The 13,161-nt window shown below is 38.4% G+C and carries 9 protein-coding genes; 5 read left to right on the forward strand and 4 right to left on the reverse strand.

All coding sequences use genetic code 11. From position 1 onward, the window contains the following. Positions 1 to 15 precede the first annotated feature (15 nt). From rhaD to EGT49_RS02350, 3 genes are all read left to right on the forward strand, one after another. Positions 16 to 849 carry a rhamnulose-1-phosphate aldolase gene (gene rhaD / locus EGT49_RS02340; RefSeq protein WP_135371359.1) on the forward strand — a complete coding sequence of 278 codons (834 nt, stop codon included), beginning with the start codon at positions 16 to 18 and terminating at the stop codon, positions 847 to 849. 276 nt (positions 850 to 1,125) lie between these two features. Then, the gene (locus tag EGT49_RS02345; protein ID WP_246013782.1) at positions 1,126 to 1,389 is read left to right on the forward strand and encodes a type II toxin-antitoxin system Phd/YefM family antitoxin; all 264 of its coding nucleotides are present in this window, start codon (positions 1,126 to 1,128) and stop codon (positions 1,387 to 1,389) included. Next, complete coding sequence (locus EGT49_RS02350) at positions 1,389 to 1,661, forward strand: Txe/YoeB family addiction module toxin (RefSeq protein ID WP_135371361.1); 273 nt, start codon at positions 1,389 to 1,391, stop codon at positions 1,659 to 1,661. Before EGT49_RS02345 ends, EGT49_RS02350 begins: the two co-directional genes overlap by 1 nt. Before the next feature lie 248 nt (positions 1,662 to 1,909). On the opposite strand, the gene EGT49_RS02355 is transcribed toward EGT49_RS02350, so the two are convergent. Next, positions 1,910 to 2,905 (reverse strand): AraC family transcriptional regulator, encoded by a 996-nt coding sequence (locus EGT49_RS02355; protein WP_135371362.1) that lies wholly within the window; start codon positions 2,903 to 2,905, stop codon positions 1,910 to 1,912. A gap of 113 nt (positions 2,906 to 3,018) precedes the next feature. Between EGT49_RS02355 and EGT49_RS02360 the strand changes: the two genes are divergently transcribed. Next, positions 3,019 to 5,403: a glycoside hydrolase family 2 TIM barrel-domain containing protein gene (locus EGT49_RS02360; RefSeq protein WP_135371426.1), complete on the forward strand. Its 2,385-nt coding sequence runs from the start codon at positions 3,019 to 3,021 to the stop codon at positions 5,401 to 5,403. A gap of 100 nt (positions 5,404 to 5,503) precedes the next feature. Further along, positions 5,504 to 6,943: a glycoside hydrolase family 1 protein gene (locus EGT49_RS02365; RefSeq protein WP_135371363.1), complete on the forward strand. Its 1,440-nt coding sequence runs from the start codon at positions 5,504 to 5,506 to the stop codon at positions 6,941 to 6,943. 48 nt (positions 6,944 to 6,991) lie between these two features. Here the strand turns inward: EGT49_RS02365 and EGT49_RS02370 are convergent, their stop codons facing one another. From EGT49_RS02370 to EGT49_RS02380, 3 genes are read right to left on the reverse strand one after another with little or no spacing between them, the layout of a single operon-like run. Beyond that, positions 6,992 to 8,542 (reverse strand): glycoside hydrolase family 43 protein, encoded by a 1,551-nt coding sequence (locus EGT49_RS02370; RefSeq protein WP_342772224.1) that lies wholly within the window; start codon positions 8,540 to 8,542, stop codon positions 6,992 to 6,994. 2 nt (positions 8,543 to 8,544) lie between these two features. Next, the gene (locus tag EGT49_RS02375; protein WP_135371365.1) at positions 8,545 to 11,343 is read right to left on the reverse strand and encodes an alpha-L-rhamnosidase; all 2,799 of its coding nucleotides are present in this window, start codon (positions 11,341 to 11,343) and stop codon (positions 8,545 to 8,547) included. A gap of 11 nt (positions 11,344 to 11,354) precedes the next feature. Next, positions 11,355 to 13,058 (reverse strand): glycoside hydrolase family 3 protein, encoded by a 1,704-nt coding sequence (locus EGT49_RS02380; RefSeq protein ID WP_135371366.1) that lies wholly within the window; start codon positions 13,056 to 13,058, stop codon positions 11,355 to 11,357. Positions 13,059 to 13,161 lie beyond the last annotated feature (103 nt).

The raw sequence follows: 13,161 nt of genomic DNA on the forward strand, positions 1-13,161 counted from the left end.
AAGGTGTTAATTATTATGAAATTTATCAATTCTAAATTTGTTGAGAAAATGCGCGAAATTACTAATGAACTTTATAAACATGGCTGGGATGAAAGAAATGGCGGTAACGTCAGTCTACGATTGACTCAATCAGAAGTTGATCAATTTGATGACTTAGATGGCACAATCAGAAATATTCCCATTAAATTTGATGCAACCGCTTTGGCAGGGCAATATTTCTTAGTGACCGGAACTGGTCGCTATTTCAAAAATGTCCACAATTATCCAGAGCGTGACACCGGCTTAGTTAGAATCACTGACGAAGGTAACTCAGTCGACCTTCTTTGGGGCTTCAATGATGGCGGGCAACCAACTAGTGAATTCCCATCACACTTGATGACTCACATCGAACGCCAAAAAATTGATTCCAATCAAAGAGTCGTCATGCACTGTCACCCAACTAATTGGGTTGCTCTATCATTTACCCACGAATTGGATGAAGGCAGCGTCAGTCGTCTATTGTGGAAGATGCAAGCTGAATCTTTGGTAGTCTTCCCAGAAGGCGTTGGTATCATCCCTTATATGACACCAGGAACCAACGAAATTGGTCAAGCTACCGCCGATAAAATGAGTGAATTTAGAGTAGTTATGTGGCCACATCATGGAATCTTTGCTTGCGGCGACAGCATGGACGAAGTTTATGGTTTGATTGAAACCGTTGAAAAAGCTTGCCAAATTTATACAACCATTCAAGCTCAAGGTGGCGACATCTTACAAAGTATCACCGATGATGATTTGCGTGATTTGGCTAAGTCATTTAACGTCACACCAAATCCAAAGTTCTTGTCGACTGAAGTTGTTAATAGCTAGTAGATGAACCATGAAAATTTATTCGAATAAATTAGAGAGTGGAAACAGGACGTGGTCAACTCTCAAGTATTAAGTATTAAGATAAATAAGCCTAGGTAATCAAAGTACGATTACCTAAGCTTATTATTTTAAGCGCAAAGTTTATGTCTCAAGCTACTTTCAATTTTGACATGATACCTGAGATAATGCAGAGTAATGTTACTATTTCGTAAATTTAAATTTATTGACGTACTTAAAAACGTACTTTATAATCATTTGTGAATAGGAGGTAATATAATGCAAAGAACACTAAACCCAACCCAGGCAAGAAAAGATTTCTACAAAATTATTAAGTCGGTAAACGATGATTCTACGCCGATTGAAATTAATGGAAGAACTGAAAATGACAGTGCCGTATTGATGAGTGTTAAAGACTACCGAGCTATTCAAGAGACATTATATCTTATGAATGATGGGACTTTGGACAAGGTACATAGAGCTGAGAAAGATGATTCAGGATTCACCGATATTACTAACGGTGTACATTGGGACGAAATCTAGTGACTACCTACAAAGTGAAATTTAAAAATTCTCCCAAAAATGATTTAAGAAAAATAAAACAAAGTAATCTTAGGGATAAGTTTGATGAGCTAATTAAGAAATTAGTTACAAATCCTTATGACCCAACGGATAATTTTGAGAAACTAATGCCGCCAGAAGATAGATTCTACTCACGACGAATAAATATTAAACATAGGCTTGTTTATAAAGTAGACGAGGAAAAAAAGGTTGTTTATATTTACTCTGCGTGGAATCACTATCTTGATAATTAAATAAGAAAACTTTTTTACAAATGGCAAATAATTTGGCCAAGATGGCCAAGTTATTTAGCCTCCTATATCTAATATTAAAAAACGAGATGACAAATTCCAACATTTGGAATAATCATCTCGTTTTTATTTTCGAACTAGGACTTATGTACCTTCTCTTGTTTGTTGAGTTAGTTTTTTGCCGTTCTATGAGGAGTAGTCAAAACGCGTTCAGCAGGCTAGGACTTGGACATATAGCTACGTTTCCAAAATCACGTTATTCTTCGGGAGCTGAGTGCCCCTGTTCCACGCTCTGTAAATTCGTTTCGATAAACGCTAGGTGATAACTGGACATGTTTTTTAAAAAAGTGATAAAAGTAAGTCTCATTATCAAAGCCTAATTGCTTTGCAATGTTTTGAATCGTCATATTTGTTGTGGTCAATAATTCTTGAGCACGATGAATTCTAATTTCTTGGGAATAGGCAGTTAGTGTGTGCTTAGTTTTGTCCTTTAACAACCGATTTAAGTATTCGTCGTTGTAGTGGAGTTGTTCTTCCAAGTTTTTTCGAGAGATATTGCCATCACTTTTATCGATCAATTCGATAACTTGGTTGGCTAAAAAATCTTTTTTGGAGTTATCCAGTAGGTTAGGGATGACGCGAAAATGATGACTGTCTTCTAATTCAGATAATAGTCTTAAAACTAAACCACTTTGAAAAAATTTAGCGCCAATTTTGACAGTGGTGATTTCTTGTTGGAGTGAATCCAAAATGATTTTTAGGGCTTTGTCGGAATCACTCGTAAGACGATGGAATTTTAAATAATTACGTTGCCAACCGTTTTTATCATCGAGATTGTGTTTTAAAAACGAAAAAACAGCACCTTGAGATTCAATATCGGTTAACAGTTGACGTAATAAGCTTTCTGACAAATTCAAAAAGACTACTAAACAATTAGTTTGGAGTTTCTCTGTATGTCTGATCTGTGGATTCAAAAGACAGCCTTCACCAGCTTGAAAAGTAAAAACTTGATCTTCTAAATAATTGGTCAACTGACCATCTAAAACGTACATTAATTCAAAGTCTTGATCACGATGCATTTTTTGATAGTCAGAGGCCTCAAAAGAGTGGAATTTGCCATTTTGTAACATCGTATAGAGGACTTTTTGATTGGTCTGGCGTTTGTAAAACATCGTTAAAGGAACTTTAGTTGAGATTTCGGGACCTTGATTAGTTGCCGCATCTAAATTTTTAAAATCTTTTCGCATCCCAATACCTCCAAGTTGGAAAATTACAGTAAGCGTTTGCTTGAAATCGTTTATAAACATTATAGCATAGCGGTATTTTGGCTAAAATTAAGTATGATGAAAGGATTGATATTATGACTATCAAAGAATCTTTAAATAGCAATTGGATGTTTCATTACGGTGAAATGAAACGCGTTCCTTATAAAACTACCAAAAAGGCTGTTTCACTAGGTGGAATCACCGCACCCATCAAAGGAGAAGCGGGTCAACGTTTGCCGGTTAGTGCTGGTGGCAGTCACTTCTTGAAGTTGATTGCTCAAGGCGACGAACAACAGGGCCTGTTGAATCTAGCTGATACTGATTTGACCTCAGAATTATCCGCTGATTGGAAAAAAATAGATTTGCCTCATGATTGGAATCGGCAATCACCCTATGTCAATCAACCAGAGAAGTTGATGAGCGGCTCAAAACCAGATGCTTGCGGTTATTATCGTAAGACTTTCACATTAACTACTGATGATTTAAACAATTTAAGGACAATTCTGCATTTTGACGGCGTCATGCGGATGGCTGATGTCTGGTTGAATGGAACTTATTTAGGACATAATAATAGCGGATACAACGCCTTTAGTTTCGACATTACTGAAATGGCTCGATATGGTCAAGAAGGAGTTAACGTCGTCTTAGTTCGGGCTGATACGACAACTGGTGCAGAAGGTTGGTGGTACGAAGGTGCTGGAATTTATCGTTCTGTTTGGTTAGAGCACAAGCCGCTGGTCTCCTTGAAAGAAGATTCATGTTATATTTACACGAAATCTTTGAATGACGACACTGCACAATTGGGGGTTGAATTGACCGTTGAAAACAACACCGCTACTCAACAAGTTGTATCTCCACAAGTTTTGTTGGATGGTCAAGTTGTGATGCAATTTGGGGACGTTGAAGTAGGCAGTTACCAAAATAAACAATTCAAAACCACAATTAAAGTGACTGATCCCAAACTTTGGACTCCAGAAAATCCTTATTGTTACAAAGCTGAATTTATCGTGGCTAATGATAAAGTCGAAAAAAATCTGGGTATTCATACGTTTGACTATACAACTTCCGGCTTCTTTTTGAATGGGAAGAGTTATCAATTGCACGGTATTTGTGAACACCAAGATTTCGTTGGCGTCGGAACCGCTTTGAATCAAGATATCGTTGATTACAAAGTCTCGGTAATGAAAAAAATGGGTGTCAACGCTTGGCGAAGTACCCATCACTTTGCTTCTGAAGAATTGTTGGATGCCTGTGATCGTTATGGAGTTATTGTCATCGATGAAAATCGCTTGTTGGAGAGTTCTCCTTGGCGAATACAAGATCTAGCACAGATGGTACAAAAGGATTGGATGCATCCCTCAATTGCTTTTTGGTCAATTTCAAACGAAGAATTAGTTGGCAATACACCATTAGGCAGTCGCATCGCTCAAAAAATTGTTCGAACTATTAAGAAATTTGACTTTGAACATTTAATCATTGGGGCCGAATTATTGACTCCTGAAGGAATCATTGATGAAGATTACGTCAAAAATCTCGATGTGTTGGGTGTTAATTATCCGGAAGCTGGTGTTATGGGTTCTGGTGCTAAATTAATTCACCAGAAATACCCTGATCTGCCAATGATGAGTACCGAGAACGCATCTTACTTTTCAACTAGAGGTGCGTATAAAGATAGTGGTGATTTGGATCAATGTAATAATTTCGGCTCATATTTCTCAATGGTTTTACCAGGACTTAGAAAACCTGGAGATCCAGGTTTAGGTGGTACTGCGCATCCTGAAACGGTCATGCAATATTTGCACGAAAATCCTTATATAGGTGGCGTCTTCTTGTGGACTGGTTTCGATTATTACGGCGAACCATCACCATTTAATTGGCCAGCAATCAGTTCTCAGTTCGGAATTGCCGATCTATGCGGTTTTCCTAAAGATTACTATTATTATTATCAAGCTCACTGGACAACCAAGAAATTGGTTCACTTGATGCCTAGCTGGAATAAAGAACAGTTGGACTTAGATGCAGACGGAAAAACTACAGTTAAAGCCTTCAGCAATGCTCAAGAAGTCGAATTATTCGTCAATAATCAAAGCTTCGGCAAACAAGCGGTGAGTGATTGTTCAGCCACTTGGGAAGTCCCATTTGAAGCTGGAGCAATTAAAGTTCTCGCATATGAAAATGGCTCGGTAGTAGCTTCCGACATAAGATTCACCAATGGTGATACCGTCCGGATTAAGCAGTGTAAAGTCTATGAAGGCCAAACAACGACACTTTATAAGTTGATGGCTATCGACGAACAAGGTAATTTAGTTGAGAATGCTAATAACCAAATCAAATTGCAAGTGACAAAAGGCAAGCTTATCGCTAGCGGCAATGGTAATCCGATTGACCATAACATGAGTTTTGATGATATTAGTTTGTTCAATGGATTGGCCTTAGCGATTGTTTCTAAAGATAGCGAATTAACGATTAAAATCCATTAAGATTAATGCCTCTTTCCATAGGCAAATTAATATAAAAAATGAAAAATAAAAACAACTAGTTTATAATTTAAGTTAAGCGCATACAAGAGAGGAGAATTTTATGACAGAGTTTCCAAAAAACTTCCTATGGGGAGGAGCTACCGCTGCTAATCAATTAGAGGGTGGCTACAAAGAGGACGGTCGTGGTCTTTCGATTGCGGATGCTTTACCTGGTGGTAAACAAAGATTTGCGATTGTACAAAGTCCGGAATTTGATTGGACAATTGATGAGGACAAGTATAAATATCCTAATCATGTTGGAATCGATTACTACCACCGTTTCAAAGAGGACATTAAGTTATTTGCTGAAATGGGCTTCAAATGTTACCGTTTCTCAATTGCCTGGTCACGAATTTTCCCAAATGGTGATGAAACTGAACCAAACGAAAAGGGATTAGAATTCTACGACCAAGTTATCGATGAGTGTTTGAAATATAACATCGAACCAGTTATCACAATTTCTCATTATGAGTTGCCTTTGAATTTAGCTAAAAACTATGGTGGCTGGAAGAATAAGAAGTTGATTGAATTCTTCGAACGTTTTGCCAAGGTCGTTTTGACTCGCTACTACAAGAAGGTTAAGTACTGGATGACTTTCAACGAAATCAACAGTGCTGCTCATTTCCCAGTGATGGGTCAAGGTTTAGTTCCTTCAAATGGGGCAAACGACAAGTTGAACGTCTTCCAAGCTTGGCATAATCAATTTGTTTCAAGTGCTAAGGCAGTTAAGATTGGTCACGAATTGGACCCTGATCTTCAAATCGGCTGCATGATCCTTTACGCTACAACTTACAGTTATGATGCAAATCCAGTTAACCAATTGGCTACTTTGCAACAAAATCAAGACTTCAATTTCTTCTGTGGGGATGTGCAAGTTAGAGGGCAATATCCTAGTTACACGAAGCGACTATTGGCTGAATATGGCTTGAAAGTTTCCGACTTGGATAGAACTGATGAAGAACTTGCATTGATCAAGAAGTATCCGGTTGATTACATTGGTTTCAGTTATTACATGTCTTCAGCTGTTGAAACAACTAAGCAGGACAACGACACTGTCAGTGGAAACTTGCTTGGTGGTGTGAAGAATCCATTCTTGAAAGCAAGTGACTGGGGTTGGCAAATCGATCCAACTGGTTTGAGAATTGCCTTGAATCAATTGTATGATCGTTATCAAAAGCCACTCTTTATCGTTGAAAACGGATTGGGTGCCATTGATAAACCAGATAAGAATCACTATGTCGAAGACGACTATCGAATTGATTATCTCAAGGAACACATCAAAGCTATGGCTGGAGCAATTGACGATGGCGTTGACTTGATGGGCTACACTCCATGGGGTTGCATTGATTTAGTCAGTGCTTCAACTGGTGAAATGTCCAAACGCTATGGATTTATCTATGTTGATTTAGATGATGATGGTAACGGAACAATGGATCGATACAAGAAGAAGTCATTCTACTGGTATCAAAAAGTTATTGAAAATAATGGTTTAGAAGACTAAACAAAAAGAGAACCTGAAAATTAGGTTCTCTTTTTTGTATGGTTATGATTAATTTAATTGCTGTTCTTGATCGATTTTAAATCTCTTTACATTGTTAACCGACATCTTAGTATCTTGACCAACAACGTAAAGCCCTTGCATATCGCCAGTATTCAAAGCACTGATGGCTTCGTTTGAAAAGTGCATAGCGGCCACTTTGAAAGACAATTTCTGATCATTAACTTCAGCCACGAATTCTTTAGTAGCGGGATGATTAATTAGGCTGAATTTACTTGGTAAGGTATTAATTTCGGCAATTTTATCTTCAACTACTAAATCTAAGACGTGAACTGTTTTAATTAAATCAAAAGTATCATGGTCATTTTTTTTAACGGTTAAACTGGCGAAGTGGCCGCTGTCAATTGTCACAGCGATTCCTAACTGACCATCTTTTAATGAACACTGTTCAGGATTCAGTTCAACTTCAAAGGTTTCATTTTGTTCTGTTTGTCTGATACCTAGAAATGATGGGGTACTAAGATCAGATAGTGTCAAATTGGAGCCAATTAAGGTTAAATTATTAGTTTTGACTGATAATCTATCTTTAAGTGAATTTCGCAATGAAATCCATTCGGGACTGAGGCGACCATCTGTAAAACTATCTTCAAATGATGATAAATTTTGTTCCGATAGTGTTTTGGCATGTTCAGGGTACTTCGTCAAATCAACTTTTTGAGAAGGTAGGCCACCGTTAATTACCGGCCAATCACCATCCCAATCAACGGGGTAGAGCATTGTCTCACGGCCAGTATTGGTAAAGGTCTTAAAATTGATATTAGCGGGTCTAGTTCCTAAACAGGTGAGCCACCAATTACCATGAATGTCTTGGAATAAGTCCCCATGACCAATGTTTTGCAGTGGTTCGTCAGCTCGGTCACGATTAGTGAAGATTGGATTATTGGGACAACTTTCAAACGGTCCCCAGATGTCTTTACTTCTAAAAATTGTGATCATATGTCCTAAACCAGTTCCACCTTCAGCTGCTAGTAGGTAGTAGTAGCCTTTATTTTTGATGATATGTGGACCTTCAACATCACGGCCACCGGTTCCATAAGTTAGAATCTTTGGACCATTTAGAACTTTTCCTGAAGTGAGATCGATTTCGACTTGTTGCAAAGCCTTTTGACCGGATTCTAAGTAACCGGTGTATTGAACAAAGGTGTGTCCATCTTCGAAGAAAATGTCGGGATCAATGCCGTTTACGTCGATATTGATACGTTTCTTGTCCCAAATAATCTTGTCGTTATCAAGTTTTCCAGTAATGATGAAGGTCTTAAATTCGGCGAAGTTGGTTGTGATGACGTAAAATTTGCCTTCATGGTAACGAATGCAGACGGCAAAGATTCCTTCGTTGGACTTTGCTTTCGTTAAATCAGCTTGAGAATGGCCAGTCGCAATGCTAGGGAGTGTTTCCCAATTCATAAGATCAGAACTTCTGGCCAAAGTGATTCCCGGGTAATATTCGAAAGTACTGTTGACAATATAATAGTAGTTTTCGACACGAACGATGCTTGGGTCAGGGCGCATCCCTCGTAAAATTGGATTAGTATAATTCTTCAAAACTATCCCTCTCTTTCGCTCAAAACTGGTGTGGAAACCAATGTATCAGTAATTTGCTTCATTTCATTTTCGGGAATATTGATGAATGGGAACAACTTGTTAGCTTCGGGAATTGACATTTGGCCGAGTCTTTCAACGTTAGTTGGGTCATTGAACATGTCTAATTCGTGAGTGATTGTCTTGATCTTGTCGAACAATTCTTTATCAGCTGTGATGTTCAACAACTTGGCTTCAGTTGAGTAGCGGCCAATATAGTCTTGAGTTGGAATGTAGGAGATTTCGTGATGACCGACTGTCAAAGTGATTGTCTTGTCAGTAACAGTTTGACCATCGACAACGATTTCTTTACCAACTCTAGGCAAAGTCAATTTCACAGTTTGTCCAAATGGGACGTCGATCACAGCGGCAATTGTGTGTTTGTCATCAGTTTCGAGGTCATATTTAACCTTCAAATCACCATATGAACTAGCGTAATGGCCAGAAATATGTTTCAAACGATAGTCGAATTCTGGTTCTAAGTAAACAGTTTGATAGCCGTTATCTTGTTTGCGTAAACCGAGGACAAACTTATAAGCCCATTCCATAATGGCACCGATTGAGTAGTGATTCAGTGAATTCATTCCTTCTGGATTCATTGAGCCGTCAGACATAACTGAGTTCCAACGTTCCCAAATAGTTGTGGCACCAAGTTTAACGGCATACAACCAGCTTGGATAATCTTCGTTTAGGAAAATCTTTGTAGCTAGAGCATGTTGACCATTTTCAGACAAGACTTGGCATAAGAATGGAGTACCAACGAAGCCAGTTTGTAAGTGATCATTGTCTTTCTTGAGACGGGCAACTAGGTCTTTGACAACACGTGACTTTAAGTTTTCAGGAACTAGGTTGAAGTACAAAGTTAAAGCGTAAGCAGTTTGAGTATCGATAGCAACTCGACCAGTTTCGGTGATGTATTCCTTCAAAATATTCTTCTTAATATCGTCGCATAAATTCTTATAAGTTTGATAATCTTCATCATTACCTAAAACCTTTGCGGCTGCCGCTACAATACTTGATGAATAGTAGTAATAAACTGAAGCGATGAAGTCTTCATCAGTCTTACCATTTGGGACGGCTGGGTTTTCACTATCAAGTGAGAGCCAGTCACCAAATTGGAAAGAACCGGTCCAAAGACCAGTGCCAGCTTTTTCAACGTTCTTGCTGATCCAGTCGACCCAGCCTTTCATACTTGAGTAATTTTGTTTCAAGATAGCTGTATCACCATATTTTTCATACATATTCCAAGGAATAATTGTTGAAGCGTCACCCCAAATAGCGGCTCCACCTTCATCAACATGAAGAGATGGTGCGTACATCGTCAACATGCCGTCATGATGGTCTTGCTCAATTTTCATATCTTTAGCATACTTCTTGAAGAAAGCATAGACGTTCATATTGTAAGTTGAAGTATTTGAGAAAATATCAGCATCACCAGTCCAACCCAGACGTTCATCACGCTGAGGGCAGTCAGTTGGTACATCGAAGAAATTGCTCTTTTGACTCCATTGAACATTTTCAAATAAACGGTTAATCAATGGCTTGTCAGTCTTTAAAGCCCCAGTCATTTTCATGTCAGAATAGACGACTGCAGCTTTGAAGTCATCTTTTTGCAAAGGCTTCGTGTTGCCAGACACCTTGATATAGCGGTAACCAAAGTAAGTGAAGTGCGGACGAACCCACTTTTCTGTACCATCTGAGATGTAGGTGAAGGCTGCTCTAGCTTCACGCAAGTTATCACGGTAGAAATTGCCTTGTTGGAGAATTTCTCCGACTTGAATAGTGATCTTAGTACCTTTTGGTTCGCGATTGTAAAATTCAATTAAACCAGCTTGGTTTTGTCCAAAGTCGACTACTTGTTCATCCTTTGGGGTTTTGATTAGTTCTTTAGCAGGTAAGTATTCTTGAACTTTCAACGGCAAGCTTAATCGATCAGCCAAAACGTCAGTAGGGTAGTCAAGGACAGAAACCTTAGTCCAGTTTTCCGGCACAATCGTATCATCGAGATCTTCACCATAGTAGATGGCTGATTTAGTAACTTTACCAGCAGTTGTTAGCCATTGGTCGTCAGAGTTTACGATTTCAGTTGAACCGTCGGTATATTCTAAGTGCAATTCAAAGATAGCTCGTTGTTGATCACCGTAAATTTTATCTTTACCACCATCGAAGCCGAGATTACCCTTGTACCAACCATCACCAAGGGAGATTTCAATTGAATTGTTACCTTGGACAAAGTCGCTTGTAACGTCATAAGTTTGTACTTGAACTAAATAGTCGTAATTGGTGGATCCTGGGGCGAGTAATTCATCACCAACTTTTTTATCGTTGATGTTCAATTCATAAACACCTAAGCCGGTCATGTAGATACGGGCTTTTTTAACGTCTTTAGTCAAATTTAAGTCACGTTTTAATAGCGTGTTGGGGATATCCTTATCTGCGCTACCAATCCATTTTCCTGAGAAAGGTTCTGACATTTTACCAGTTTCAAAAGTTGAAGTGGCAGATACTTCTTCAGAATCGCTCTTGACGCTGATAGTTAGTTCATATTCAGTTCTTGGTATTAACTCAAAATCTGGTTCGAAATAGTTGTTATTGTAATCTTGCCAATCAGTTTGATAAACGGTCTTATCGACATTTTTAATCTCGAGTTTCTTTTGAACGGCTAAATTCTTATCAGTGTCGAGGGTGAATTCGATTTTTAAGTTGCTTAGATCGAATCCGAGTGGTTCTGTCATATGGTTTACTTGAATATTTTCAATTTTCATTGTTGTTCTCCTTACAGTCTAGTATCTAATTTGCCACAGAATGGATCAACGGGACTCTTACCTAAGAATGCTTCTTGACCGGTGATTTTCTTAACCACAGCTTCAATTGATTCTGGATTACCAGTATAAGCATTGATCATCGTGGAAATATTTGGAATATCGAATAAATGATATGGATTACACATAGAAATAAATAGGGTAGGGATGGAACGCATGTACCAAGGAGCATCAGCGGCCATCAAATGAATCCAATCGATTCGGGTCGTAGTTTGGTTACTTGCAGTTTCAATATTAGCAACGTAAATTGCCAAATCAAACTTATCCTTCATATCTTGAACGCCTTCTTCAAAGACCTCATGGAAATCTAGATGAGTGCGGTCAAAGAGAGAAACCTTAAATCCTTGAGCTTCTAAGTTCTTCTTGAAGAGATTTGTGACGTGGCCACCTTCTTTGAATCCACCGTCATCACTGTCGCCTAAAACAACTAAACGAACACGAGGATATTTCTGGCTAGTTACGGGTAAAATTTTATCCCTATCTTTAACTAAAGTAACGGCATGCTTTGCCAAATCGGCAGTTTCTTTTTGATGATCAGCGAGTTTTAAATCCAATTTTTCAGGAACTGTTTGAATCAATTGATTATCAGTATCCATAATACCTTGAGCTAATTTAGTTCCAAGGATTCGACGAATAGCTTCTTCGATGCGGTCCATTGAAACCGTGCCATCGTTAACAGCATCGGTTAGGAACTTATAATCTTCATCAATATTCTTATTGAACAAAATCATGTCGATACCAGCATTGATCGTAGCAGGGATTGCTTTTTCACGCGGAAGGACTGAAGTATAACCAAGCATTGGTGTGGCATCGGTAATAGTCATTCCATTGAATTGCAACTCCTTATGAAGCAAGCCATCAATCAAAAGTTTTGAAGTTGAGGCAGGGCGTAAATCTTTGTCTTCAATACCAGGCTCAAGTTTTCTTTCCCAAGATGGTTGCATGATATGGGCAATCATCACTGCTGGAAGGCCACGTTTGATTAAGTGACGATAAATTTGACCGTAGGAATTCATCCATTCGTCAGTTCCTAAAGAGTTAATTGAGCTGACCAAGTGTTGATCACGCTCATCGACTCCATCACCAGGGAAGTGTTTAGCAACGGGAATTACGTCATTATTCTTTAAACCTTTAACTTGTGCATCAACCATCTTCATGACGCGGTTTTTGTCACTACCAAAGGTTCTGACATTCATAATAGGATTACGGAAATTGTTGTCGATATCCACGATAGGTGAAAAAGCCATGTTGTCACCGACTTGAGCAGCTTCGTAACCAGAAATATCACCTAAATTGAAAGCTTGTTTAGGGTCATCAGTAGCAGCGACCGACATGGGACGGCCAAACCAAGTACCCTCATTAACTAAGCCATTGCCACCAGCTTCCAGATTAGCGGCGATAAAAGTAGGAATTTTAGATTCTTTTTGAATCGTGGCGACTTCACGTTTAATTTTTTCCGCACTGTCAGGACGATACATAACCCCACCTGGGTGATACTTGTTGACGAAATCTTTAAGATTGACGGTATCTTCATCTTGTCCAATCACGAAGAATAATTGACCAATTTTTTCAGGTAGTGTCATTTCACTGATTTGTTTATCGATATATTTTATTTGTTCTGTTGAAAGATTATATGGTGCTTTAGTTAAATCTAACATAAAATTCCTCCACACATTATTGATTTAACTAAATTGTAAGCCCTTAATATTTTTCCAACTATTGTCAAATGATATTCATACTATGTTCATTTCACATATTTTA

The organism is Companilactobacillus suantsaicola, from assembly GCF_004745525.1.
In the GTDB taxonomy this organism is placed as follows: Bacteria; Bacillota; Bacilli; order Lactobacillales; family Lactobacillaceae; genus Companilactobacillus; species Companilactobacillus suantsaicola.